The sequence below is a fragment of the Alkanindiges hydrocarboniclasticus genome (assembly GCF_001982605.1).
GTDB classification, from domain to species: Bacteria; Pseudomonadota; Gammaproteobacteria; order Pseudomonadales; family Moraxellaceae; genus Alkanindiges; species Alkanindiges hydrocarboniclasticus.
On the sequence record NZ_MLCN01000007.1, the window covers coordinates 111,948 to 138,790 of the forward strand.

Here is a 26,843-nt window from a genome sequence, read left to right on the forward strand (position 1 = left end):
TTTCTATTAATGTCAGGAATAAAACTAAACTGCTCATTGTACCTGCAAAGGCTCCTAAAGATAACTTTAGGTTAGTTCTGGCACAGTAAGTTGAAATTTACCAAAATGTCAGCAGAAGTCTCAATTTTCACGGATTATTTTCTGCTTGCCATTCTTCCCACATAACTCTCATCATTGGTTTGCCTCAACCATAAATATTCTTTTCCGGTTGAGGTCAAACGAATAGCCTTGGGAGGCTATCATCACAATAGATTCGTTTCCATACCTCTCAACCTAATTTAATTGATGGCAGGCATTGGCTGAAAAAATAATATCCTTCCTATCCACTGACAATTTTTCCCAAAACCCTTCCAAACCCATTATCAAATTTTTATTTCTGTTTAACTTTATCTATCCAGTTAAATATTTTTGGGTTTAGAAATGAAAACTTCCGTTAGTTTCAATATTGGTTCTATACTCGTTCTAGGCTATGGTTCCCCTATCATAAGCTTGGAGCAAATCTTGAAAGATTTTTTCCCCCATCTCACGATTGCCAGTGCCAACAGGCGTGCTGCAAAACAAAGTTTGCCCTTCCCTGTTTTTAAAGCAGAAGCCTCACAGAAAGCTCCTTATTTGGTTAATCTGTTTGACTTTGCCCGTTATCTGGAAGAGGAAAGCCACAAGTCTAAATTAGATTGGCAAAATATGCATAGCTAAGACGCAAGATGTTTACCAGCTATAATTTTCTGCCAGTTATTTTTAGCATTCTTAAGAGCTTCAGTATAATCTAACCTTTCAGACCGACGCTTGAGGTTTACATATCGCTCAAGGCTTGACCAGCTATCATGTAGTGTATATTGCTGCAACTGTGGAATGGTTAGTCCATCCTCAGCAAGCCGGGTAGCACCTTCATGGCGTAAATCATGGAAGCGCAGATTCTCAATTCCAAGATACCTAACCCCTTCACGCCAGCGCGCAGCATAGGATTTTGGGTCAATGGGGACCAAAAGATTCACATCTCCACCCAGAGATAACATTCTTTCTCTTACATCTTGTTGCATAAGCTCGTTAATCAGAATTTGGGTATTTTTATTCACCGAAAAAACTTTATTATTACCTTTACTTCCATTCGGATTTTTCAAATCTCTTACCAGCCATTCCTGATGTTGCCTGTTAAAATCGTTGAGCTTCAAACGTGTAATTTCTGCCTCGCGACGACAACTATAGATGGCAAACCACATAATTAAATGCATCGGTATTGCCGTGCGCCTTCTCATCCATCTCATATAGTAATGATTAGTGAGAAGCTGTAATTCCTGCGCTGTGGGCAAATAAGTGCGCTTTGCTGACTTGGTAATAATTCGGGCATTGCGCAGTCCCTTCATGGCCTGCTCTAATTCAAATAAAGCTACTGTTTCACCCCATACTAACTCTGCATGGGATAAAACGACTTTTAAATACTGCAGATCCTGCAATGCAGTGCTAGACGCAATAGGAGCTGCACCAATTTCCGGATAGCCATTACGTCTTAGGATGGTATGTTCTGTGTAGTCCTGACGTTTTAAGTCTTGAAGTGGTATTTTTCCTATTGGCCAGTGTGTTAAGAAGCGGATACCCATTCGCTTGGAACGACCAAAATCTGTTACCTCATTTAAATATTTCTCCAAGGCCGCAGCCAAGGTTAATGTCGGCTTATTACGTTTTTCCTTAGATTGAAGCAGAAGTTCAGGAGTTGTCTCCAGTTCAGTTTCTCTTTTTTTTATCCATGCCTCTGCTAGCGCTTTTTTACTAAAGGTGCGGGATTCGTTATAATTAATACTATTTCTACGGACTTGAACTAACGCCCTATAGCGAGTCTCACCCTTTGAAGTTATACGCTTTGTTATTGAGCTCATAAATTGCAACCATAGAAGTTATACCATTTTGTGGCTGCAATATGGTTGCACTATAGGTGAAAAATTGCAACTATATACTTAAATATCCGTCCATATTCCTTATTGAGTTTATATTCAAATGCTTGAAATAAATGAAAATTCATCCATAGCAAAGGATTTCAGAATATCTGTCGCCCCGATGATGGATTGGACCACTCGTGACTACCGTTATTTTGCACGCCTGTTTAATCCGCATGTCTGGCTTTACAGTGAAATGGTTACCACTGGCGCTATTTTGTATGGCGACAAATCGCGCCATCTGGATTTTAATGCAAGCGAACAACCTTTAGTACTTCAACTCGGTGGTTCTAATCCACAGGATTTGGCTACCTGTAGCACCATTGCTGAAGACTGGGGCTATGCCGAAGTGAATTTGAATGTGGGCTGCCCCAGTGACCGGGTGCAAAACAATAAAATTGGTGCCTGCCTAATGGCTGAACCTGAACTGGTGGCCGATTGTATTGCAGCCATGCAACAGGCTGTCAGCATTCCTGTTACGGTGAAGCACCGTATTGGTATTGATGACATGCAGTCGTACGAAGAAATGCTGCATTTTGTCGATACCGTGGCACAAACTGACTGTACTCATTTTATCGTGCACGCCCGAATTGCCTTGCTCAATGGTCTTTCCCCCAAGGAAAACCGTGAAATTCCGCCATTACGTTATGATGATGTTTACCGGCTCAAGCAAGACCGCCCTAATCTGACCATTGAAATTAATGGTGGCATTCAATCTTTGGAAGCCACAACAATGCATTTGGCACATGTTGATGGTGTCATGATTGGCCGCGCGGCGTACCATGATCCCTACCTGCTTGCACAGTGTATGCAACTGTGGCAGCAAACTCCCCCAGACCGTTTTGACATCATGCAGCAGTTTCTGCCTTATATAGAATATCGTCTTAATCAGGGGGCATCATTAAGTATGCTGACCCGACACATTCTGGGGTTGTTCCAGAATCTGCCCGGTGCGCGTAAATGGCGGCAAGCCTTAAGTGGCAATAATGCCAAAACGCTGAGCGATGTAGACGCTGCCTTAAAACACATGCAGGAGCGTATTTATACAGCGGCACACTGTTTTGTGGCAGATTAGATGATGTTATTTAAATGGTTTATCGATTGCTCAATTTTAACGCAGGAATGCAGCGATAGACTGGACAAACTTATAAAACTCGCTACACTAACCCACTTGTTCGGGGCGTAGCGCAGCCTGGTAGCGCACTTGCATGGGGTGCAAGGGGTCGAAGGTTCAAATCCTTCCGTTCCGACCAATAAAATCAATGAGTTATAATAACCAAAATCTATAAAATCATTTACTGTAAAAGTTTAGCAAAGATTTTTTTGATCTCTACTCTACCTATTACTAATCTCACTCTAAACAATAGCTTTATTTTACCAGTTAAAAATTTAATCACAAAACAGGCTTATCCATAAAAAATAAGCCTGTTTTAAATCATGGTTATTTAAGCATTTTTATTGCCGTGTTGCGCGGCTTCCTGTCTTGCCTGCTCTGGGTCAGATTCACGAAAGTTACCAGTACGGTGGTCGGCAGTATCCAGCTCACGCTGATGCTCTGCTTTAAGCTGGCGAGCTTCCTCATGGTGTCCAGCATTGCCAAATTGCTGCTGGCCGTTTTGCTGAGATTGATGATTTTGCGCTATGTTTTGCTGCGGACTGTTAGGCTGATTCCTTTTTTGCTGGGCTTGCGACTGTTGTGGAGACGACTGCTTGTTCATCTTGTACCTCCCTTTAATCCATCGCGCTTAAATAATGACGAGTTAAGTTTAATGAAAAGAAAATACGTACAACCAGCTTAACCTCTTAGCCGTATTTACACTGTCTATGCTCCGCATGGGTTTATTGATAATTTATAACTTTTGATGAATCTGCGTTAACAAGCTCGCTTGCCAGAACTATTAGCGCAGGTTTATTAATATCACTGTATTATTTAAAGTTCATCCAGCCATGGCATTGACGGCAGTGGCTTTTACATTCACTTTGGCTTTTTCCTTGCTAATGCCCAGTTGTGCAAACAGCAGGGCATCACGGCTCTCACCGGCATTGGGTGTGGTCAGCAGTTGCTCACCCGAAAAAAACGAGTTGGCACCCGCCTGAAAACACAAGGCCTGCTCAGCATCACTTAAGCCTTCACGTCCTGCTGACAGGCGGATATAACTCCTGGGCATCAGGATACGGGCGGTGGCAATGGTTCTGACCCATTCAATCACGGAGACCTTCGGGGCATCTTCAAGTGGTGTGCCCTTGATCGGTACCAGCATATTGATGGGGACAGATTCAGGATGGATGGGCTGGGTGGCCAGTTCATGCAATAAACTGATGCGGTCGCTTTGCTGTTCACCCAAGCCCAAAATACCACCACTACAGACTTTCATGCCACTGCTGCGAACATGCTCCAAGGTTTGCAGGCGGTCATCAAAGCTGCGGGTGGTGATGACATTGCTGTAATGCTGGCGTGAGGTGTCCAGGTTGTGGTTATAGTAGTCCAGACCCGCATCGGCCAGGCGTTCAGCCTGTGATGAGGTGAGCATGCCCAAGGTCATGCAGGTTTCCAGTCCCATGCCCTTGACTTCACGCACCAGTTCCAGCACATAGGGCATATCCCTTTCATGCGGGTTGCGCCAGGCTGCCCCCATGCAAAAGCGTGATGAACCACTATCCTTTGCCGCCTGTGCTGCTTTTAGCACTTCATCAATCTGTAGTTTCTTTTGCGGGGTTAAGGGGGTGTCATAGCTGTTGGACTGTGAGCAGTAGCCACAGTCCTCAGGGCAGGCCCCGGTCTTGATCGACAATAGGGTGCTGACCTGTACGGTATTGGCATCAAAATGCTGGCGGTGCACAGTCTGGGCGGTAAAGATCAGGTCATTAAACGGCTGTGCATATATCTGACCTACTTCTGCTAATGTCCAGTCTGTTTTGCTCATGATGGGTTAAATCCTGATGTCATGTTTGCCTGATGTAAATATCTATATTTGGGTTATGCTGGTGCAGTGGCTGGCGATGAAATGGGTGGCATAATCGCCGTGAGCAACTGCAAGTTTCCCGTAATCACACCGCGCAGGGTAATAAGCTGATTGGCAATTTTTTCCAGCTGGCAAGCCCTGCCCTGTACCAATACTACTTCCATCATCTGGTTATCGGCCAGACTCACATGCAGCGAGCTAATCACTTCGCTGAGGTTCTGGTATTGCAGGTCAGCAATCTGGCGCTGCAAGTTTGCAATGGAACGATCATACAGCAAGGTTATTGTCCCTACCATGACGTCATTCCCCACCTTTTGCTTATGCGCTGTCACTTGCTGGTGAATCATGTCGGCAATGGCCTGTGAGCGGCTGTCGAACCCGCGCTGTGTAACCATGTCGTCCAGCGCCTTAAGCAGTTCCTGCGGCAGTGACATGGTAATCCGGCTAACCAGTGAAGCCGATGGACACGTCAAACTTTGCATCTCGGTTACTGGATCTTTAAGCTGCGTTCCCATGGCTGATCTCTTTTAAAAAGTTACCGCTGTGAATGGTAATTGGGGCTTGGGCCTGTTTTGTAGAAGCTGCTATTCAACCCGGTCATCCACGCGAGTCATCCGTGGAATCTGTGGTAACTCAGCCAGTGCAGGCTCTACTTCAATGTCATCATCACCATGTACCAGCTGGTTAATGTGGTTGCGCACTGCAATAAATTCCGGGCTGTTCATTTGGCTGGGATGACGTGGACGGGCCACCGGCACTTCAATCGTTTCAATCAGTTCACCCGGGTTGGCTTTGAGCACCACAATACGGTCAGCCAGCAAAATAGCTTCATCCATGTCATGGGTCACAAAAATTACGGTGATGTCAATGTTGCGCCAGATGTCCAGCAGGTGCTGCTGCATTTTTTGCCGGGTATGCGGGTCCAGTGCGCCAAAGGGTTCGTCCATTAGCAGGATTTTGGGTTCATTGACCAGCGCACGGGCAATGGCTACCCGCTGTTTCATACCACCGGACAACTGGTCGGGAAAGGCATCGGCATACTGTTCAAGGCCAATCAGTTCCAGCCATTGCAGGGCGGCTTTTTCGGCGCTGTCACGATCAGCCCCGTTCATTTGCGGGCCAAACATCACGTTTTGTTTCACGGTACGCCACGGAAACAAGGTATAGCCCTGAAACACCATGCCCCGGTTGCGGCAGGGGCCAATTACCTGTTCATTATCCACTTGGACGCTACCAGCATCATAGGGTTCCAGTCCGGCCACAATGCGGCTAAAGGTAGACTTGCCACAACCGGACGGCCCTATCACGCACACAAACTCGCGGCGGTGAATATCAAGGTTCAGGTCTTTTAATGCCAGTTTTTTTTCACCGTGGCCGTGATAGTACTTGCACAGGTTTTCTACTTTTAGTACCACCGGACGCTGGTAAATCTGGCCAAAGCGGGCCTGTACTTCAGGCTGCATCTGGTAAAATTGCAGTGACTTGAGTTCGGTTATTTGAAGTTCGGTCATTTTTTTGCTCCTTTGTCCCAGCGGAACAGGCGTTTGCCCAGCCAGGCCAGCATCAGGTCGGTTACCAGTCCAATCACACCAATAATCAAAATGGCCGCATACACATTGTCAAAATTCTGGTAGCGCGCCTGCTGGGTAATAAACCAGGTAATCCCGGAGCTGGTGCCCACCAGTTCTGCCACAATCAGGTATGTCCATGCCCAGCCCAGCAGCACACGCTGGTCACGGTACACATCGGGTAAAATGCCCGGAATCACCACATGGCTTAGTAACTGGCGACGGTTGGCACCAAGCGTTAAACCGGCTTCCAGCAGGCCATTTTCCAGCTTGCGCGTGGTGTTGGCAATAATCAGGATTTGCTGAAACAGCGTGCCAATCACAATAATGGCAATCTTGGGTGCATCGTAAATGCCCAGAATAGCCACCATCAGGGCACCAAAGGCGGGCGCTGGCAAGTAGCGAAAAAACTCCACAAAAGGTTCAACCAGCCGTGAAATAATGCGTGAATGACCACACAAAATGCCCAAGGGCACGCCAATCAGGGAGGAAATAAAAAAGGCAATAAACACCAGCTTGACACTGTGCCACAGGCTCTGGTGCAGCCATGGATCGCCGGGTTGTGGTGGCGCGGTGGTAAATGCAGTCACCAGTGCCTTGGCCACCTCATGCGGGGCTGGCAAATACACCGGATTGACTGGCGTGCCTTCGGGAACCCGCAAGCCTTGCGCCTGCATATTGTGGGCTTCCATATTAAACACATCACGTTCAATGCGGGTGTTGGGTTCAAAATAAACCACATCGCCGGCACTCTGGATCATAACCTGTGAATGCCAGATAAATGGCAAATAACTGACTGCACACCAGACCAGCAAGGGCAGCAAAAAAGACAGCACCCCAAGGCTAATACTTTGTTTGGCACTTAAGGCCTGCGATATTTTTACCATAAATCCACTTTACCCCGGTTCAGTGCAGTCGTTTGCCCAAACCTTAATCCCACTTATTGGTAGCTGATGCCAGCCACCGCATCAGACTGACCCACCGCATTTCAATCGGATTATTTCAATCCGCAAAATTGACTTGATGGCTTGATGGCCTGCTGTTTTGGACATAACCGCTGATGCACTTGTGCATTGACCCCGGCACGCAGGGCCAGAATGCGCAGCAGAAAAAGCCCGTAGCGGCCAAGCTGCTGCCCCAGATGCTGACACAATGAATAAAATGCTTTAGACATACTGGACACCTGCTGCGTTAACCGTTAATGAGTAAGTTCAGTTATTTTGCATTGATAACCGATGGGTCGATCAGGCTGTCAACATTGACCGGTTTGCTGTAAATGCCATTGTCCACGTTGAATTTATTGACGTTATAGGACGAGCCATACAATGAATCCAGGCCGTCTTTTTTCACCATTACGCCTTTATTGCCTTCAAGGTCCAGCAGGTGGGTGCCATTTAAAAACTCGGCATAGGCTGCGGGTTCCAGCCCTACCCGTGCTGACATAATCTTTAAGGCATCCGGCTGGGTTTTCGGGTCATTGATGTAATGCACCACTTTGTCCCAGACCTTGCTTAGTTTTACCCAGTCAGCGCGGTGCTGGCCAAGGCTGCTGGGCGAAACCGCCAGCGTATCGTAAATCAGGCCCGGTGCATCAGCCGAGGTATACAGTGCCTTGGAACCAGCCACAGCCTTGAGGGCCTGTCCGGCAACAGGCTGCCATACGGCAACTGCATCGACCTTGCCAGAGGCCAGTACCTGCGGCATTTCATTGGTGGGTGCATTCAGTAAGGTAATGGAATCCTTAGCAATATTATTTTTGGCCAGTGCGGTATTAAGCAGCAGGTGATCCACCAGTCCTTTTTCTACCGCCACAGTTTTGCCTTTTAGGTCGGCCAGTGAGTTGATGCCCTTTTTGCCAATGATCATGTCATTGCCGCTGGAGTAATCGGTAGCCAGAATGATGATGCCACGACTGCCAGATGAAGCATTGACCAGATTATCGCCGTTGGTGACCAGCACGCCATCCAGCTTGCCCGCTGCAAAGGCAGACAATGATGCCGAATAATCAAACCACTGAAAATCCACGTTCAGGCCGGCATCCTTGATCCAGCCTTTTTCAATGGCCACTTGCCAGGCCACAAAACCTGGCCAGTCGCTATAGCCAATTTTCAGGGATGCTGCACTGCTGGCTGTACTGCCGGATGATTTGGCTGCACTGCTGCCGGATGCGCTGGCTGACTCATTGCTTTTACTACAGGCAGATAACAGGCTCGCCGTTGCCAACATGGCAATTACCATGGCTCTGGCAGGCGCTTTGGAAGGTAAAACGGACAAGCTGGGCATGTGAATATCCTCAAGACAGTGCAGTATGACAAAAACTGCTTTTAGTAATACTGGTTACTAAGCAAGCCCTGTGCCAGAACTAAATTAGCCCGGCAGGCTGAATTTTTATTTAAATAAGACACTGATTTTATTAATTTTATTTAGTAATTAAATTTTCTTTTAAGACCTGATTTTGTACTATTACAGGGAAATGCACTGTTATGGCTCAACGTATTTAGCAAAAGCATCCTGTTGCACTGTGATTGCCCGCTTTATCCGCTTTTGGTTATGATTAGGGTTAGGGCATAAAAAAAGCAGTACACGCGGTACTGCTTTTTTTATATAACCAGTAAGTTAATTTAGGGCTGACCCTACCATTAAAATTGCTACTGCACACTGGCCATATAATTGCGCCAGCCACCAAAATGGCTAATGTCGGTTGCGCCTTCCAGTGCTATTGGTTCGGCAATAAAGCCACACTCTACGCGGCCATCAGCCAGCTTGACCTTGCCAATGCCCAGCGGGGCTGGAATCAGGCTGACAAAATCACCAAAGGCCGCAGCCGACAAGCGCCACACTTCTACGGGAATGGCAGCCCCACCATGGCTCACCTTTACCATGGCAGGACGAAACGGCGGGCCACCGGCAATGGCATACAGGCGGTATTCGGCTGCTGATTCAGTGGCTTGTATAAGTACGGCATCACGTTCAAGCAGTTGCGGATTAAGCGCCATGCCGGACAAATGCGCCCCGCATACCACCACATCAATATGGTCTTTCATGTTGTTTTCCTTTTCATAGTCATATCACTTTTTATGTCGTGTTTCATGCCAGCACCTGCTCCAGTTGTTGCGCCAGCGTGAGCAAGCTAAGGTCCTGTGCAGCCTGTGCAAAGAAAGTGATGCCAAATGGCAAGCCATCAGCACGCTGTCCAGCGGGTAGCGCAATGGCCGAAAAATCCAGCAGGTTCATGAAATTGGTGTAATAGCCTAGCTGGTTATTGAGTTCAACCGGATTGGCCAGCATGTCTGTAACGGTAAAAATGCTGCCTGTGGTTGGAGTAAGCATTACATCTACCAATGCCATAATCTGGTCAGCTTGCCGCTTGTACTCGGCCAATTGATAAAAGGCCGCAAAGCAATCCACAGCACTATATTGCGTGGCCTTGCCAATAATCTGGCGGATGACTGGCAACACGCTGTCTGGCTGTTGCTGGATTAAATCCTGCACCACATGATAACGCTCGGCCAACCACGGCCCGGCATACAGCAGTTTTGCCGCATCCAGAAAGGGGGTAAAGTCCAATTCGGTGAGCGTAAAACCTTGGGCCTTTAACTGCTCAACAGCCTTGGCAAACAGCGCGGTATACTCGCTATCGCCAAAAAACTGCAACTGATCTGCACGTGGAATACCCACGGTGTTGAGGCGTTTTGCAGCGGCCAGTTGAATCGGCTTGCTATAGGGTTCAGCCGGATCAAAGCCTTGCGCAACCTCCAGCACGATAAGGCTATCGGCGGCATTTTTGGCAAAAATCGATACGCTATCCAGACTACGGCAAGCAGGCACTACCCCTCGATTGGACAGCAAACCGCAGGTCGGTTTTAGCCCCACTAACTGGTTAAAGGCCGCCGGCACCCGGCCTGAGCCAGCGGTATCTGTGCCTAATGAAAACGAAGCCAGATTCAAGGCCACAGCCAGTGCAGAACCTGAACTGGAACCGCCGGCAATATAATCCGGGTTAATGCTGTTACGCGCCACGCCATACGGTGAACGCGTACCATTTAAACCGGTGGCAAATTGATCGAGATTGGTTTTGCCCAGAGGAATTGCCCCAGCGTCCATCAGCTTTTGCACCACCGTGGCAGACTCAGCAGGTACATACGCAAAGTCCGGGCACGCGGCTGTGGTTGGCACGCCTGCCAGATCAATATTGTCCTTGATGGCAAAGGGAATCCCATACAGCGGCAGGTCAGCCGGGTTTTTACTGGCCAGTTGCCGGGCATAGTCACGCAGCCAGTTGGCCTCCAACCGATGAATCCACACGTGATGACTGTCCTGCTCAGAGTCCACTTGCATTCGGCCAATCAAGTGTTCTACCAGTTGCAGCGGGGTCAGGCCTTGCACATAAGCGGCACGCAAGCTGGCAATGCTCAGGTCATTTATATCAAAGGTTAATGGGCGTGCAGTCATGCGGCTTTCTCCCGCAGTACCATTAATGCCTGCCCGGCACTAACCTGATGGCCCACTTGCGCCACCACCTGATCCACAATGCCGGACTGTGCGGCCGTGACGGTAAACTCCATTTTCATGGACTCAATAATGGCCACCACATCACCAGCTTTAACATAGTCACCCGCCTTGACCGGAATTTTCCAGATACTGCCGGGAATATGCGCCTCTACCAGTTGTTCACCCGCTTTGAGCTGCAATTCATCGCTGACATTACTGCTGTCGGTTTCGCTGATGTATTCAGCCTGTCCCGCGGCTTTCCAGCGGTCACGCTCGGCATCAAACGAGGCTTGCTGGGTGGTTTTAAATGATTCAATGCTGGGCTGGTTGTCCGTTAAAAACCGGTTGTATTCACGCAGGCTCAGTTCGCCCTGTTCAATTTTCACCCGGTAACGGCCTGCCGCAAATTCCTTGCGCATGTCCAGCAGCTCGTCCTCAGATACCTCAAAGAAACGGATCTGGTCAAAGAAACGCAGTAGCCATGGCTTGCCCGCTTCAAACTCCGGGGTAATGTGGTAGCGGTTCCACATTTGTATGGTACGGCCCACAAACTGGTAGCCGCCCGGCCCTTCCATGCCATACACGCACATGTAGGCGCCGCCAATGCCTACCGCATTTTCCGGGGTCCAGGTACGTGCCGGATTGTATTTGGTGGTCACCAGCCGATGGCGTGGGTCAAGCGGGGTAGCCACTGGTGCACCCAGATAGACATCGCCCAGTCCCATCACCAGATAGCTGGCATCAAACACCACTTTTTTGACATCATCAATGCTGTCCAGCCCGTTAATACGGCGAATAAACTCAAGGTTGCTGGGACACCATGGCGCATCGGCACGCACCGATTGCATGTATTTTTCAATAGCCAGCCGGGTTTGGGAATCATCCCATGCCAGTGGCAGCCACACGGTACGCGACTGCACCACCATGTCATCAATGGCAGGCAATTCATGTTCTGCCTGCTTAAGCAAGTCCAGCAGGTGGCTTTGGGTCAGCAGGTTGGCATCATAATGAATTTGTAGTGAGCGGATGCCGGGGGTTAAATCAATAATGCCGTGAATGGCCTGTGCTTCAACCCATTGCATTAGCGCATGCACGCGAAAGCGCAGGTTTAAGTCCAGCACCAGATCGCCATACTCTACCAGCACATAATTATCACCGGCTGGCCGGTAAACCACTTGCGGGGCGTTAGGGGCCTGATACTGGCTTAAAATGGCAGTATTCAGGGTTTCCCAATTGGCTTGCAGCGTGACATTAAATGCTTGCGGCAGGCCATGATCGGCCTGTGTTAACAGGCTATCTAGTGCCTGTTCCTGCTGAAGCTCCAACTGGTCGGTTTGGTCCTGACTGATGGGAATAAAGCGTACCTTGTCGCCCGGACGCAACTGGCCCAGCTTCCAAAGCTCAGCTTTTACCACCACAGCCGGGCACACAAAACCACCAAGGCTTGGCCCATCCGGCCCCAGAATAACCGGCATATCCCCAGTAAAATCAATGGCACCAATGGCATAGGCATTGTCGTGAATATTGGACGGATGCAAGCCAGCTTCGCCGCCATCGCTACGTGCCCATTCTGGTTTTGGCCCAATCAGGCGCACCCCGGTACGGCTGGAGTTATAATGAATTTCCCAATCGGTATTAAAAAAGGTTTGAATGTCATCTGGCATAAAAAAGTCCGGCGCACCATGCGGGCCGTACATCACGCCAATTTGCCAGTCCTTGCTGATCTTTGGCTGTAAGGGTTGTTGCAGTGCAGAAAAATTGACAAGCTCACTGGTGGCCTCACTAGCCGCTGTAACCGCTACTGCGCTAATAGGCAGCATGTCTCCCAGACGCAGGTTGCGTCCGGCATGTCCACCAAACTGGCCCAAGCTAAAAGTGGCCTTGCTGCCCAGATATTCAGGCACCTGCACGCCACCCTTGATGGCAATATAACTGCGGCAACCCGCCTGCATGCTGCCACAGGCCAGCACCTGCCCGGCTTTAATATCAATGCATTGCCACATTGGCTGTTCTACATTATCCAGCGTGATGCTTAAAGGCGCGCCAGTAATACACACCCTGCTGTCACAATGAAACTTGAGCATCGGCCCCGTCATGGTACATTCCAGACCTGCACTATTGTCATCGTTGCCCAGCAGGCGGTTGCCAATACGCAGGCTTAAGGCATCCATTGCACCGGATGGCGGCACACCGACATTCCAATAGCCCAGACGGCCCTGTGCATCCTGTACCGAAGTTTGTACGCCGGCCTGTAGCACTTCAACGCGTGCCGCCTGATAGGCAAAGTCATTGAGATAACAGGTCGTCTGCTGGCCCGACTGGAATACCTCACCCGCCAGAATGGACTTCACATAATCCAGATTGGTTTCGATCCCGGCCAGCCGGGTTTCATCCAGCGCCTGTTGCAGCTTGGCAATGGCCTGCTCACGGTTAGCCGCATGTACAATTACCTTGGCCACCATAGGGTCATAAAATGGCGGTACGTTAGAGCCTTGCTGTACCGCGGCTTCCACCCGGGCATTGGTCGAAAACTGCACTTGTGTAAGTACACCTGAAGAAGGCTGAAAATTGCGTGCCGGGTCTTCGGCATATACCCGCACCTGAATGGATGCACCATGAGATACAGGCGCTTGTTCAGGCAATTTAAAATCACCACTGGCCAGCAATACCATCCAGCCCACCAGATCGGTGCTGGTGACTTCTTCGGTAACGCCATGTTCTACCTGCAAGCGGGTGTTCACTTCCAGAAAATAAAATTCCTGCGTGTCCGCATCCATCACAAATTCGACTGTGCCTGCCGAACGGTAACTAACCGATTGCATCAGGCGAATGGCTGTGTCTTGCAGGTTTTGCCGCTGGGCATCACTTAAATGCGGTGCCGGGGTTTCTTCAATGACTTTCTGGTTGCGGCGCTGCACCGAGCAATCCCGCTCGCCCAAGGCCAGCACCCGGCCATTGCCATCACCAAACACCTGTACTTCAATATGGCGCGCATGCTGCACATATTTTTCCAGATACAGTCCGGCATCCTTAAAGTTGTTTTGCGCCAGTTGCGACACGGTGGCATAGGCATCCTGCAATTCGGGTTCAGTCCACACCAGACGCATGCCAATCCCGCCGCCGCCTGCGGTACTTTTCAGCATAACCGGATAACCAATCCGGCGTGCTTCGCTTAAGGCTTCGGTTAAATCAGCCAGCAGGCCGCTGCCCGGTAACAAGGGCACATTACTTTGCATGGCCAGCTCACGGGCGGTGTGCTTGAGGCCAAACTGGCGCATCTGATTGGCCGTTGGCCCAATAAAGGCAATGCCTGCTGCGTCACAGGCTTCAGAGAACGCCGCATTTTCTGACAAAAAGCCATAACCCGGATGAATACCCTGCGCGCCGGTTTGTAACGCCACTTGCAGGATTTTGTCGGCATTAAGGTAGCTTTCCTTGGCGGGTGCCGGCCCAATGCACACTGCTTCATCGGCAAGACTCACATGCAGTGCATCGTGATCGGCTTCGGAATATACCGCCACCGACTGGATGCCCAGCGTTTTTAGGGTACGGATAATGCGGCAGGCAATTGCGCCACGATTGGCAATTAATACTTTATTAAACATCTCAGGCTGCCTCTCCGCAATTTGATGTGGTGTGTTCTGGTGCTGTGTCCCAAGTCAGCAAACGAATAGCTGTTGGGTTATAGGCATTACAAGGGTTATTCAGTTGTGGACAATTGGAAATCAGTACAATCAGGTCAATATGCGCCTGTAGTTCCACATACTTGCCAGCATCGGAAATTCCGTCAGCAAAGCTCAGATGTCCTTCTGGCGTGACCGGCACATTCATAAAAAAGTTAATGTTTGCCCCCAGATGACGCACGTTTAAACCTGCATCCTGCGCAATCGGATGATTGGCCAGCGCATACATAAAATTGTTGCGGCAACTGTGCATGGGGTACTTGTCAGGGGCATAGCGCACGGTATTGCTTTCACAGGAACAGGCACCGCCCAGCGTGTCATGGCGGCCACAGGTATCTGCTGTGATGGTGGCAATATGACGGTTTTCATTGCTATATAATTTGGAACCCAGACCCAGATAAAGCTGGTTGGTGGCCACAATGGTCTGGCTGGGACTGTAGCGTTCGTTGGCATCATGCGCATTCATAAATAAGGTATCGACTGCCTGATTACCCTCCAGATCCACAATGCGGAAAGTCTGGCCTCTTTTTACCAGTCCCATCCACGCTTCACCGGCTGGACAAACCTCATTCAGGATGGCATTACTTTCCAGCAAGGGGCTTTCTTTAAATTGAATGGTCATATTGTTATTTCTTAAATCCTGTATTGATGTACTAAACCCGATGCGCCGAATTAATGGCTACTCTGGCCGCCGTTCTGGTCAAAACTGGCTTCACCAAAATAGCGGGCATTATTGGCAAAGCCGCGCTGGTTTTGCGCACAGGAATTCAGGCACAGGTCATCGGCAGCCAGTGGCCTGGCCTTATAAGCTGTTATTGAAATATCAGCAGGCTGGTAATCGGTTGCCGGGTTTAGCACATGCGGGGCGCTGGATAAAATCAGCAGGGTTTCCATCTCAAAACGCAGTTCAATGATGTCACCCGCTTTGCTGTGCTGGCTTGCCCAGACCAGTGCGCCCTGCTCATCAGCACTTACCTTGCTAAACAGGTTGATGTTGGCGACCAGATCCTGATGGCCCAATCCCCACTTTTCCATTTCAACCAGAAAACCATCGCGGCCATTGCGGTACATGTCGTTGCGTGCATCGCCAAAGGTTTTGCTACCGTATTGCGCCTGAATCTGGCGGGCATCGGTTACCCCACACAGGGTGTCAATCCAGCCACTGTCATCGCGAATCACCGAGCACATGACACGGCCCATGTCGGAGTAACACACGTGACCTGCCGTTAAAAATGCCGTGTGCTGCGCCTTTAGGGTATCGGGCATGTTGTAGCGTTCCAGCTTTTCCTCGGCATTGAAAAACAGCGCTGACAAATTGGCCGCGGCCGCGCACGCCTTAAACTGCAAAACCGTGCCACGACGAATGCGGCCAGACCAGTGATGGCCACCGGGCAGCATTTCGTGCCATAACGGCTGGTCGGCCGCATAATGCAGACTTGAAGAATGCGGCTGGGAAGAAGTCGGACTGGATAAAAACGGACTAGACATGCTTAAGCTCCACAACGGACAAACCAAAAACCGGAGAGTACACACTGCGTGTGCAGGTGCTTTTATCTCCCGGGCTTTTGTCCCGCCGTGTAGTCCCAAGCAAGCCCAAAGACTGGTTAGAACCGTTTGCTCTCGGACCAGACGTTTTAAAAAAACCGGAACCCTAGCAAACTTTAAAATTCATTCTGTGAATGAGAATGCAGACTGAAAACAATGCAAAACCAGCATTGCTGTACTCTCAATAGAGCTTACTAAGCAAAGCACAGGCCAACTTTTTTAAATGGCTCAAAAATCTGGATATTTTAAGAAATTTTAATTGCCCTTGCATTTAGCTTCCTAGCAGCAAGACAGCAATGCCTTATTCTGGCCCATTAAAACGCACCAACAGGCTCAATCCTGCACCAAAATGTTTAGCATCGCACCAGAATAAACAACTATGCACCAGAATAAAGCCTTTAAATATCGAATGCTTATAGGGCTTGACCATTTAAGTTAGTGCTGCTAACAATATAAAAGAAATGGGACGACCCATCAGCCCGCCGCACCTGTACGCGGCAACCTGCCTGAAATGCTGTGGCTGACTGAACTCATGCTGGACGACCAGCGCCTTAACCCATGCGTAGTGGTTTGAGCTTTTAAAGCCCGATTATTGCGCTGTTAGACGCGCTTTCTGGAGCATGAACAATGGCCACCTTTTCTGAACCTGTCCGTAATCCTGTCACGACACATACCTGCTTTCAGCACCTGCCGCTTGTTGATATTAGCGGCCTGTATGCGCCTGATTTACCCACCCGGCAAGCCACCGCCCGTGCACTGGGGCAAGCAGCGCACGAGGCCGGGTTTTTATACATTACCGGTCACCCTCTCCAGCCAGCCAGCTTTCAGTCACTGGTGGATATCACCCGCGCTTATTTTAGCCAGCCGCTTGACCGTAAAATGCAGGATTATATTGGCCAGTCCAGCAACCATAGCGGCTATGTTCCCATGGGTGAAGAACAATTTGCATCCGGCAGCATTGACCACAAGGAAGCCTACGATATTGGCTATGACTATCTAACTGAACAGGGCCGACGTCCCATGCTGGGAGCAACCCAATGGCCGGATTTCCCCGGCTTTAAAAGTACCGTGCAGGCCTATTACCGGGAAGCCCTGCAACTGGGCAATACATTATTCCGCGGCTTTGCGCTGGCACTGGGGCTGGATGAAGATTATTTTGAAACTATTACCTTAAATCCGCCCAGCCAGCTACGGCTCATTCATTACCCGTTCAATCTGGCGGCCAGCGACAAACCGGGCATTGGTGCGCATACCGACTATGAATGTTTTACCATTTTGTTTCCCACGCAGGATGGGCTAGAAGTGATGAACGGGGCCGGCGACTGGATTGATGCCCCCGTGATTGAAGGCGCACTGGTAGTTAATATTGGTGACATGATGGAAATTCTGTCCAATGGTTATTTTATGGCCACCAGCCATCGCGTGCGCAAGGTACAACAGGAACGCTATTCCTTTCCGCTTTTTTGTGCCTGCGATTACGACACGCTCATCCAGCCAATTGCCGGACTCAAGCCGCACCGTGCCGACAAGCTTTACCAGCCGCTGTACTGTGGCGATCATTTGTATGCGCAAACCATTCAAACCTTTGCCTACCTGAAAAAACGACTGGCAGAGGGCCAGATTCGCCTACCGCAAAATGCACAGGCACTGTCCTCGTTTGGCCATCTCACCCAGTCTTAAAACAATAAACTGGTAAAACCTAAAAGGAAAATTGCCATGCATTTACTGGAACTTGTGGCGCAACCCGATATTAAGCCCAGCTTTCAAGCTACGGAGCCGTATAACTCCAGCGTACCCGACTGGATGCTGGGCACCTTTAAACGCCGCAGCATTAGTTTTGCCAATGGACTAACCGACACCGATACTCTGGTATTCTGGCTACAAAGCCGTAATTTCAGTATTGATCTGCGCCTGCCCACACTGGAACAGCAACTGCCTGCCCTGCCAATTGACGCACTGGACTTTGACCAACTGCAAACACTGGCCCAGTATCAGGGCTGGTTTGCACAATCCTGCTGGGATCAGCACAGCCGTCAGTTAAGCTGGCAGGAAGCCGTATCCCTGCAACTGCATAACCAGTGGCCTGAACCTGCCATCCTGAGCCGTATTGGCAACTGCATGATAGAGTTTGCACCCAGCAATGTATACGTAGAAGACTGGCGGCTGCAAAACCAGCAGTCTGGCCCGCTCATTGGTTTGCGCCTGCTGGCTGAGTACAACCTGATCAGTGGCGAAATCCAGCATCAGGGCGGCGGCCTGATCATTAATGGTAACTTTGCCGGGCTAGTGCTGGGTCGCGCGCCCGACATCACCCGGCAGCTACAACAGCAGCAACTCAGCCTGCCACAACTGGTGCAACAACACCGCCATGATCCGGCATTTTTAAAAGCACTATTTGACGTTGAAACGTCGCTGGCCACAGGCAGTCTGGAACAGGGTTTCCAAATCCAGCTCAGCACCCAGCCTTTGCGCCAGCAGCAAGCCTTATGTCCCTTGGATGGTTTTGAATCTCTGGGTAACCACAAGTTGCGACAAAAATTGCTGGTTAACAGCCAGCCTTGTGAACGCATTTACTGTATTGATGTGTTGGAAACCAACGTGTCGTACAGTTTGCTTACAGCCACAACGCCAAGCGCGCAGCAGTGGCAAGCCGATGAACATGACTGGCTAAACCGCTATACACAGCCTGTTTACTAGTGCCAGACTGAGGTAATACGTGTTTTAACTTGAACACTTGTGCTTATGATTAAATGGATTGGATTGAGTCAGGCTTGTGGTGGCTACTGGCCCAGTTATGCCGTATAGCGCGTTATTTGAAAAAACGCGCCAGTTAAAACAGATAAATCATCAGGCAAATTACAATAATGGGAATAACCACAAACAGGGTAAAAAATCCTGAGGAATAAATCGGGCTATAACGCGCACTGGTGGGCACTGGGCGTGCAAAATGCGTGGTGGTATCAGCAATTGGTGCTTCCTGACCGGTCAGCAATAACTGAATAAACTCATGGTTCAACTTGGCACCTGACTCATCCTTCAACAAATAAGGATTAAATCTCTGGCCATAATGATTGGTAAAAAAATGCCGGATTCTGGTGTCTTCAAGAATATATTTCATTTGCCAGCGACTAAATGCAGGTGCCGCAATGTTGTCACAGGTAAGCTGCACAATATTGGTGTGACGTGAGTCCTTGGCAATTTTATGATACAGCTTGAATACCTGCTGGCGCTCACCTTCAAGACACTGAAAAAAATAGTTATTGTCATAAAACAGCACGCCATGTATGTCGCGCTTGGCATTAAAATGGCGGGCCTGATGCAAAATATCAATCAGGTCACCCTGTACCCCTGCGGGCGCAGAGGTAGTCATGCTGGCATACGTAAGCCTAACGAGATCTGCCATATCTATCCCGGAACAAAAAGCATAGTCTAGATTTATAACTTATTCATTAGCTTAAGTAAATATCACTATGTATCAGGTAAGTTTTGTTAAATGTTTTAACTGCTATTTGTATTTCCTGAATGTAAAGCGCCTTGATCAGGCATCCCGTGTTCATTTTACGCTTTCTGCCATGTTGCTCTACTTTTTAGATGGCTTCTTTTTTTATTCTTTTTATAAAAACAATCTATTGCACTTGCCATCAAGCCATCAGGTTGCAAAGCAATAAACATTTGTTGCTTTAGCCTTAAAGCAAATTTGCTACTATCCCTCTTAGGGCTTTAACAAAAATTATCAGCAACTACTGACCAGACATCCACTGGAAATGGAACTCCCATCATGCGCCTTCCCCTGTCACGCCGCTCAGTTGTTCTGGGCATGCTGTCCGCACCACTTCTTACGGCCTGTAGTGGTTTTCAGGCGGCCACGCCCCCGCTTAGCCGCAAGCAGCAGCACGTCATGTTGCAGCAGGTCAGCCAGTTTCTGGCACAACTGGAAGCACAATCACACGGCAGGCTGGGCGTATCTGCCATTAATACCGCCAACCAGCTACGGATTGATTATCAGGCCAACCAGCGATTTCCGTTGTGCAGTACCTTTAAACTGGTGGCAGTGGCTGCAATTTTGCACCAGAGCATGCGTGACCCCAGCGTATTGCAGCAACGCATTCAGTACAGCATGCAACAGGTCAATGATTCAGGCTATGCGCCCATTACTGCCCAGCATGTCGACAGCGGCATGACTGTCAGTGAACTTTGTGCAGCCTGCATCAGCTATAGTGACAATACAGCAGCCAACCTGTTGCTGCATATTCTGGGTGGGCCAGCAGCCCTGACCCGTTTTACCCGCAGTATTGGTGATGAAGTCTTCCGGCTGGACCGCTGGGAGCCTGCCCTCAATACGGCTATTCCCAACGATACGCGGGACACTTCTACCCCTGCCGCCATGGCGGATACCCTGCAACGCCTGCTGGTAGGCAATGTGCTGGCACCAACCCAGCGTGAGTTATTACTGTACTGGTTAAAAAACAACACCACTGGCAATAGCCGCATTCGCGCCGGTGTTCCCAAGGACTGGGTAGTAGGTGACAAAACCGGAACAGGCGCATACGGCACCAGCAATGACGTTGGCATTTTATGGCCTGCCCAGCAGCAGCCTATTATTTTAGCCATTTACTTTACCCGTCCCGAGAAAACCGCCAAGCCTTATGATGAAGTAATTGCTGCGGCCAGCCGGATTATCAGTCAGGCTTTGCGCTAAGCTGGCATAAATCTGAATCGTATATCTGGTTTAAGCCCCTAAATTTACCGGTAAAACCAATTTATGGGCTATTGAAGCACAAGTGATTTGCAGGATTAAAAAAACCGCCCGAGGGCGGTGAGGAATTAATACTGCAAGCACGACACTAAAATTTGGCTTAAACAATGCCTGCATTTAGCCCAGCACTTTTAGAACAGAATAACTCATATGTGAAACAATACTTTATGCCTTAATCCGAACAGATAACCAGCAAGTTATAGCTTCCAATTAATGCACAGTATTCGCTTTAGCATCATTATCATTATGATGCTTTAAAAACCAGTACCAATACGCTCGCTGCTCTTTTGGCAAACGCTGGATCAGTTTTGGATTGTTTAAATACAAATCCTTGTTTTGCTGGCAAATTACCGTAATGTTTCTTTGAGAAGGGGTAACGGCATTTTTGACAGAGTAGTCAATTGCTTTCATGATTCTGACCTTTTCTCATCTATGAATTTCTAAATTGATTATAACAGCTACATTCACTTTGTAATGAAAGAATATGCAATACAATGTTGAGTTTTTGCATGAAGATGTGCGTTGTTAGTCATTATCCGACAAATGGCTATTTTTTAAGCGTCAATTTCGCACGGATTTATGGACTGCTATCTTATTGGTTTAAATTTTTGTGCTGGGCGCGCAGGAAACAGGTTGCAGCCAAACCAAACCTTGATTGGCCCTAGGAATTGCTTAAATCTGGAGACAAGCAACGGCTTCAGTAGTGCTTTTCATAAAAAACTTGTTACAGAGCAACCAGCTAAAGGACAACTAACTAAAGCATACCCAACTACAGAGCAGCAATTTTTCAGGCAATAGCCTATATGGTGGTTTCCGCTACAGGCAATATTATTGCACTGTCATGCCCTGAATACTGGCAGCACCGCCAAAGCTACTAAACAGGTAAATGCCAACCAGCATCAGCAATGCAATAATAATCACAAACACAGCATATCTATAGTTCAGCACATTACCCCGTACCGCTTCCGGAGCCATGACCTCTTCCCGCTCACCCGGTGTGCTTTCATTGTGGCTGGAAAGAATATTTAAAAAGGGGTCTATCAGGTCTTCATCGAGCGCATAGGGATTAAACTTTTCCCAATGGTTGCTTTCAAAAAACTCAAGAATGGCTGGTTCCTGTAAAACATACTTCATGTTCCAGCCCATAAAGCGCAACTTATTGATGGGCTCATACGACAACAACACGATTTCTTTATGACGAGTGTCTTTTAACAGCTTTTCATACAGGCTATCAATTTCCAGCTTTTTCCCCTCAATACACTGAAAAAAATAGTTGTTGCCATAAAACAATACCCCATAAATATCATGATTGGAGTTATGCATCTGGGCTTCATTCAGGATAGCCACCAGATCCTGCCGGATCGTTGCGGGTTTGGATGTGGTCGTACTGGCATAAGTCAGGCGGATATAGTTATTCATTTATCAGTTACCTTATGTTTTGTTTTTAAATCAGTCACGGCCAAGAGACCACCGTCTGAATAAAATGAGTGTTTATCATACGCCCATTACCATGGCTTTACGAATTATGGATAAAAATACGTCAACTCAGAGTTTAAATATTCTAAATAAATGACTTCAAAATAATCTTCTTACCCATTAAATTATTCTAATTTGTTGATAAATTTAAAATTAAATCCAGACACAATGAAACATTATATTGCAAACTTTAGCATCATTAAGTTAATGAAAAACGTCATAACCTTCATCAATAATGAATAACCGTATAAACCATACTGGCAAACTGCTTTTTTAAGCTGGGCAAAAAAAACCGCCTGGGTAGGCGGCAAAAGAAGACCATAATAGATAAGAGTCTTTGTATAAGTTAATCTAAAATAAATTACGCTGCATTATCCCGGTGATTCTTGAGAAACCAGTACCAGTAGGCACGCTCTTCTTTGGGCAAGCGCTGCACCTGCTTGGGATGCTGGGCATAGAATGCTTTGGTTTGGTCACAAATAACACTGATATTCAGGCCAGTTTCGGTTTCGGCGCATTTGATAGTTTGGGATAACACTTCCATGATATAACTTACCGTGGTCAACTTTTAGACAAATTCTATACAATAAATTAGCATTAATTGTGAATCAGGTCACAATTAATGCGACTAAAGTTGTAAACAAATACGTACTGCATGGTTAAAACAACAGCAATACTGATGCAATTATCTATCTGCTTCAGGTTATTGATTGAGCCAAATAGTTCTAACGAAATAAGGACTTATATCTGGGCAATTTCACCAGACCCTCCTAAATGGTAGGCATCCTTACCAATCTTTCCAGATAACTCATCATAAATGCTTTAGTTGCAGCATTACGTAACGGGACTTCATCCTAAAACCAACTTATTTTTTAGTGACTTATATCACAGTAAGTAATTCTTCCCAAGCCATAGCCCAACCATGTTCTTTAGCTTAAGTTTATGTCCAGATTGTGGTGCAGCACTGCCTCGCGGTGCCAAGGTCTGTCAGGCTTGTGGATGCACCGATATTAAGGACTGGTCAAAGTTTTTTATGCTGATCAATGTGATTTTGCTCGGCATTGCTTTCTTATTAATGCTGGTGTTTAGCTTCTAACTGGCGATCCAGTTCAAGCTCAGCATGTGATGCTTTCTTGCTGCGTTTATGAAAATACATTTGCTGGTCTGCCTGCGATATGGCCTGCTGCAAGCCAAAGGATGGATGGCGCAGGGCAAAGCCCACAGAGGCATCGACCTGTACCTGCTGCAATGCCTGCTGGATGCGTCCCAGTAGGGTTTCCGCTCCGGCATGATCGATTTCAATGCTTAAAATAGAAAACTCATCACCACCCAGACGCGCCACAATATCTGTCTGACGAGCCATACAACGCAATGCATGTGCTGCACGCTGGATTAGCTCATCACCCGCTGCATGTCCCAGCGTATCATTTACTTCCTTGAGGCCGTCCAGATCAATGACATACACGGCTGACAGGTAGCCATAGCGCTGGCTGCGCTCTTCTTCCAGTGCAATAAAATGTTCCCAGCCGCCCCGGTTGTATAACTGGGTGAGCTCATCGGTCATGGCCTTGGCTTGCAGGCGCTCAATCTGGCGGGTTTGCTCTGTTTGCTTGAGCTCGATATGCAGAATATGCGTCAGCAGGGCCGCCATAAACTCTATCAGGTCTTTTTCCTGAAGCAGTTTGTCATCATGCGGCTGGGGATTAATGGCACACAATGTCCCAAATAGCTCGCCATTACTTTTAAGCAAGGGCTGGCCAATATAGGCCTGAATATTGACCTGCCTGGCAATTGGTGCAGTGGCGTACAGTTCAATATCATTTGACCGCGGGGCTATGCAGGGCGCGTTTCCTTTGACCATGTGCGAACAAAATGAATCGGCCCAGCGAAACACCTGTCCGGGTTTTACACCATAACCGTGGTCTTCAGTCTGCAATACAATCCAGTCATCACCTTCGGTGCGGGTAATCATCCACAGGTCAAAACCCACACGCTGGTGCAGAAATTTTAATATCGCCTGTCCAGCACTTTCAAAGCTGTCAAAACTCCACGGACTCATATGCAAACCTTCTTGTTGTTATGGCTAGCTTACCTGATAAATAACGGAGCCATAAGTCCATGACCTTGCTAAATATCAGGTTTTTTGGGGCATTCAATCATTAAAAACCAGTTTTTAGCCCAGATTCAGTATCAATGGCTGTATCGGCTATACCTGTGCCTGCTCATACAGTTGCTGCCATAAGCCCTGCCCGACCTGATCCAGTTGCTGTACATCACTGGCAAACTGGTTACGGGCGGCTTCATCAATCAAAGGCGGTGGCAATAGCGGGTCATTCATCAAGAGTGGAATAGCTTCACGCCCCAGCAGTAATGATTCGCGTGCAGCCTGCTCTACATCAAGCGTATGCATATGTGCCAGCCAGGCCTGAATTTTCTGGCTAATGCTGTGATAGGTCTGGTTCAGGGTTTCGCTATGCCATAAAGATGCAATCTTGTGAGCACTGGTGCTGTCCAGATGGCTCACCCGGAAAATATTGGCATCTGGCTCCAGACCATTTATTTTCAAGCGGTGAGAAGTTTCATCAAAGCTTTCTGCCAGATTATCGGGGCGAATAAACAGACCGGTTTCCAGCTCGCGAAAGCCGTCCTGCCGCAGGGCACGTTCACGACGCTTCAATGCTGTACGGTCTACCCGCCCCAGTGCGCCGGTAAATACCGCCAGATAGTCATAGCTCCATGGCTTGATAGCCTGAATACCATGCTTGCGCTTGAGCATGTCACTGGCCCATGCCTGCCATTGACTGGTAAACTGATACTTGCCACGCCCGGCTGATTCAATCATGCCATCACTGGACAGACGGGTTACTGTAACCCGGATACTGTTTTCGCTAAAGTCAAACAGGTTGGCAGCCAGCAGTAATTGCCGGATCGTAATGGGCAAGCCATTGGAGGCCATCAATAAATCAATAATTAAATGACGCGCGTTCATTTTTGCAGAAGTCATACCAGCCTGTATAATCGCAAGAGTACAACTATATATTACATAAATTAAAATAATATGCAAATTTATGTAATATTAAAATCCAACTATTTATCTTCCTGTGCTTTTATAGCCCGATTTACACCCAGCCTGATGCATATGTTTAGGGGCCAGCCAAGCTATCTGATTTACGGCAATGCACCTTGATCATGTAATCGTTCCAGTGCATCTACCCGCACCAGCTCTTGGGTATTAAAGCTTTTCTGGCGAATCAGGGCAATTAACTGCTGCCGGCCTTCCGTGCTTAATGAGGTGTTATTTAAAATTTGATCACGCTGGCCAAGGTAGTCATTCATGCGATTATCCCATTGCTGGGTTTCACGATCCAGAGCTTCCAGTCGGTCAGCCGCCTCCGGGCCAACAATTTGTTCGCGAATCCTGCGTAGTTCCTCGGTCGTTCCCTTATTTTGTTTCCATTGCCGGGTAAGGCTATTTAATTCCTGAAACTGGTTAATGGCCCTGATTTCTTCCTGCAAGGCAACGGGTTGCTGCTGCTGCAATTGTCTGATTTTTTCAGCTTTTTGTGCTTCAGTAAAATTTTTATTTTGCAGAATTTCCAGTCGACTAAGGGTGTATTCATCATAAGCTTCTTCGTCACCAAAAAATGCCTGTGTGGTATTGCGGTCAAAATAGCGGCTGCGCAAATCGGCAATGGTTTGTTTTTGCTGACGTACGGCTGTCAGGTTATTTAAGGCATCAGGAACAGGTGGCAATTTGCTTAATGCTTCCCGATAGGCAATATAAGTATCCAGCAAGGCACTGGCCTGAGCCGCTGCCCGAGGGGGTAACTTGTCAGCAATATAGGCGCGTAGCCGGTTTAGAATCGTGGCTAAATCTTCCTCACCCAGTGCTGATAAAAAATAATCAAAAGTCTGGCGAACATAGCGGGTAATCCGCAGGTTGCCATGTTCATCCACCTCAAACATGCCATCCACTTCGGTGCCCTGCAATGATTTAGGCAGGTTTTCCAGCCCGGTTTTGAATTGCTGGCCAGACGCTAAAGAAGTGGCTTGCAGGATATTGATAGTAGAAGAATGGCTGGTAGGCGCTGTTGTGTTATTTAATGGTGCAGCAGCTTGTAGTACACCATTGGCAGGCCGTATCCAGTACAGCAAAGCAAGCACCAGAATGGCAGCAACCGCTAACAGTACATATCTCAGTTTGTTCTTGGACATCGTTACAATCAACCCTGACTTTTATTATGGCTTTTGTGTGTAATCCTTAACACAGCATTTAATGGGCAGGATGACCACTGCTTGCAGCCATCCTGTCGGTGTTACAGGCCTGAAACTATCCACTGCAACTCTATTTTTTGCAGTTTCATGCATTGGAATTCACAGATTAAAACCTTCAGGCCAAACCTTTCCAGTTGAAAAAAATCCCAAGGCAA

Annotated in this window: 25 protein-coding genes, 1 tRNA gene and 1 riboswitch; of the genes, 6 read left to right on the forward strand and 20 right to left on the reverse strand. The window is 48.1% G+C overall.

Annotated features, from left to right (window positions below):
* Positions 1-420: 420 nt before the first annotated feature.
* Positions 421-696, forward strand: a complete 276-nt coding sequence (locus tag BKE30_RS02935; RefSeq protein ID WP_076877175.1) for a pyocin activator PrtN family protein — start codon at positions 421-423, stop codon at positions 694-696.
* Here BKE30_RS02935 and BKE30_RS02940 read toward each other — a convergent pair.
* Positions 693-1,874: a site-specific integrase gene (locus BKE30_RS02940; RefSeq protein ID WP_076877176.1), complete on the reverse strand. Its 1,182-nt coding sequence runs from the start codon at positions 1,872-1,874 to the stop codon at positions 693-695. The genes BKE30_RS02935 and BKE30_RS02940 overlap by 4 nt on opposite strands.
* A 118-nt stretch (positions 1,875-1,992) precedes the next feature.
* On the opposite strand from BKE30_RS02940, the gene dusA reads away from it, so the two are divergent.
* Both dusA and BKE30_RS02950 read left to right on the forward strand, forming a co-directional pair.
* Positions 1,993-3,006 (forward strand): tRNA dihydrouridine(20/20a) synthase DusA, encoded by a 1,014-nt coding sequence (gene dusA / locus BKE30_RS02945; protein ID WP_076877177.1) that lies wholly within the window; start codon positions 1,993-1,995, stop codon positions 3,004-3,006.
* Between the two features lie 101 nt (positions 3,007-3,107).
* Positions 3,108-3,184 (forward strand) — tRNA-Pro (locus tag BKE30_RS02950).
* A 192-nt stretch (positions 3,185-3,376) separates the two neighbouring features.
* Here the strand turns inward: BKE30_RS02950 and BKE30_RS02955 are convergent.
* The 12 genes from BKE30_RS02955 to BKE30_RS03005 all read right to left on the reverse strand — a co-directional run bounded on the left by BKE30_RS02955 (position 3,377) and on the right by BKE30_RS03005 (position 16,124).
* Entirely contained in the window at positions 3,377-3,649 is a 273-nt protein-coding gene (locus BKE30_RS02955) for a hypothetical protein (RefSeq protein ID WP_076877178.1), read from the reverse strand.
* A 219-nt stretch (positions 3,650-3,868) separates the two neighbouring features.
* The gene (gene bioB, locus BKE30_RS02960; RefSeq protein WP_143253634.1) at positions 3,869-4,858 is read right to left on the reverse strand and encodes a biotin synthase BioB; all 990 of its coding nucleotides are present in this window, start codon (positions 4,856-4,858) and stop codon (positions 3,869-3,871) included.
* 50 nt (positions 4,859-4,908) lie between these two features.
* Entirely contained in the window at positions 4,909-5,409 is a 501-nt protein-coding gene (gene nikR, locus BKE30_RS02965) for a nickel-responsive transcriptional regulator NikR (protein ID WP_198938036.1), read from the reverse strand.
* 69 nt (positions 5,410-5,478) lie between these two features.
* Positions 5,479-6,357, reverse strand: coding sequence for an ABC transporter ATP-binding protein (locus tag BKE30_RS02970; protein ID WP_076877213.1), 879 nt, complete (start codon positions 6,355-6,357; stop codon positions 5,479-5,481).
* 44 nt (positions 6,358-6,401) lie between these two features.
* Positions 6,402-7,349 (reverse strand): ABC transporter permease, encoded by a 948-nt coding sequence (locus BKE30_RS02975; RefSeq protein WP_076877180.1) that lies wholly within the window; start codon positions 7,347-7,349, stop codon positions 6,402-6,404.
* Between the two features lie 110 nt (positions 7,350-7,459).
* Positions 7,460-7,636 carry a hypothetical protein gene (locus tag BKE30_RS15950; protein WP_158073150.1) on the reverse strand — a complete coding sequence of 59 codons (177 nt, stop codon included), beginning with the start codon at positions 7,634-7,636 and terminating at the stop codon, positions 7,460-7,462.
* A gap of 41 nt (positions 7,637-7,677) precedes the next feature.
* Positions 7,678-8,688 carry an ABC transporter substrate-binding protein gene (locus BKE30_RS02980; RefSeq protein WP_406564656.1) on the reverse strand — a complete coding sequence of 337 codons (1,011 nt, stop codon included), beginning with the start codon at positions 8,686-8,688 and terminating at the stop codon, positions 7,678-7,680.
* Between the two features lie 422 nt (positions 8,689-9,110).
* On the reverse strand, positions 9,111-9,506 hold the full coding sequence (locus BKE30_RS16265; protein WP_076877182.1) for an allophanate hydrolase-related protein: 396 nt from the start codon (positions 9,504-9,506) through the stop codon (positions 9,111-9,113).
* Positions 9,507-9,549: 43 nt separating this feature from the next.
* Positions 9,550-10,914, reverse strand: coding sequence for an allophanate hydrolase (atzF, locus tag BKE30_RS02990; protein ID WP_076877183.1), 1,365 nt, complete (start codon positions 10,912-10,914; stop codon positions 9,550-9,552).
* Positions 10,911-14,558, reverse strand: coding sequence for an urea carboxylase (uca, locus tag BKE30_RS02995; protein ID WP_076877184.1), 3,648 nt, complete (start codon positions 14,556-14,558; stop codon positions 10,911-10,913). Before uca ends, atzF begins: the two co-directional genes overlap by 4 nt.
* A 1-nt stretch (position 14,559) precedes the next feature.
* Positions 14,560-15,258, reverse strand: coding sequence for an urea amidolyase associated protein UAAP2 (locus tag BKE30_RS03000; RefSeq protein WP_076877185.1), 699 nt, complete (start codon positions 15,256-15,258; stop codon positions 14,560-14,562).
* A gap of 50 nt (positions 15,259-15,308) precedes the next feature.
* Positions 15,309-16,124: an urea amidolyase associated protein UAAP1 gene (locus tag BKE30_RS03005; protein WP_083698407.1), complete on the reverse strand. Its 816-nt coding sequence runs from the start codon at positions 16,122-16,124 to the stop codon at positions 15,309-15,311.
* Between the two features lie 64 nt (positions 16,125-16,188).
* Positions 16,189-16,302, reverse strand: a riboswitch (guanidine-I (ykkC/yxkD leader).
* 506 nt (positions 16,303-16,808) lie between these two features.
* Between BKE30_RS03005 and BKE30_RS03010 the strand changes: the two genes are divergently transcribed.
* A complete protein-coding gene (locus BKE30_RS03010; RefSeq protein WP_076877186.1) occupies positions 16,809-17,861 on the forward strand; it encodes an isopenicillin N synthase family dioxygenase in 1,053 nt (350 codons plus the stop codon).
* 36 nt (positions 17,862-17,897) lie between these two features.
* On the forward strand, positions 17,898-18,878 hold the full coding sequence (locus BKE30_RS03015) for a hypothetical protein (protein WP_083698408.1): 981 nt from the start codon (positions 17,898-17,900) through the stop codon (positions 18,876-18,878).
* Between the two features lie 133 nt (positions 18,879-19,011).
* On the opposite strand, the gene BKE30_RS03020 is transcribed toward BKE30_RS03015, so the two are convergent.
* Entirely contained in the window at positions 19,012-19,584 is a 573-nt protein-coding gene (locus BKE30_RS03020) for a BLUF domain-containing protein (protein ID WP_083698409.1), read from the reverse strand.
* Between the two features lie 375 nt (positions 19,585-19,959).
* Between BKE30_RS03020 and bla the strand changes: the two genes are divergently transcribed.
* Positions 19,960-20,880, forward strand: a complete 921-nt coding sequence (gene bla / locus BKE30_RS03030; protein WP_076877189.1) for a class A beta-lactamase — start codon at positions 19,960-19,962, stop codon at positions 20,878-20,880.
* A gap of 267 nt (positions 20,881-21,147) precedes the next feature.
* On the opposite strand, the gene BKE30_RS03035 is transcribed toward bla, so the two are convergent.
* From BKE30_RS03035 to BKE30_RS03065, 6 genes are all read right to left on the reverse strand, one after another.
* Positions 21,148-21,348: a hypothetical protein gene (locus tag BKE30_RS03035; protein ID WP_076877190.1), complete on the reverse strand. Its 201-nt coding sequence runs from the start codon at positions 21,346-21,348 to the stop codon at positions 21,148-21,150.
* A 417-nt stretch (positions 21,349-21,765) separates the two neighbouring features.
* Positions 21,766-22,356 (reverse strand): BLUF domain-containing protein, encoded by a 591-nt coding sequence (locus tag BKE30_RS03045; protein ID WP_076877192.1) that lies wholly within the window; start codon positions 22,354-22,356, stop codon positions 21,766-21,768.
* A gap of 418 nt (positions 22,357-22,774) precedes the next feature.
* Positions 22,775-22,957, reverse strand: a complete 183-nt coding sequence (locus BKE30_RS03050) for a hypothetical protein (RefSeq protein ID WP_076877193.1) — start codon at positions 22,955-22,957, stop codon at positions 22,775-22,777.
* Between the two features lie 528 nt (positions 22,958-23,485).
* Positions 23,486-24,472, reverse strand: coding sequence for a GGDEF domain-containing protein (locus tag BKE30_RS03055; RefSeq protein ID WP_076877194.1), 987 nt, complete (start codon positions 24,470-24,472; stop codon positions 23,486-23,488).
* A gap of 147 nt (positions 24,473-24,619) precedes the next feature.
* Positions 24,620-25,417 (reverse strand): PaaX family transcriptional regulator C-terminal domain-containing protein, encoded by a 798-nt coding sequence (locus tag BKE30_RS03060; RefSeq protein WP_076877195.1) that lies wholly within the window; start codon positions 25,415-25,417, stop codon positions 24,620-24,622.
* Positions 25,418-25,581: 164 nt separating this feature from the next.
* On the reverse strand, positions 25,582-26,628 hold the full coding sequence (locus BKE30_RS03065; RefSeq protein ID WP_076877196.1) for a lipase secretion chaperone: 1,047 nt from the start codon (positions 26,626-26,628) through the stop codon (positions 25,582-25,584).
* Positions 26,629-26,843: the final 215 nt, after the last annotated feature.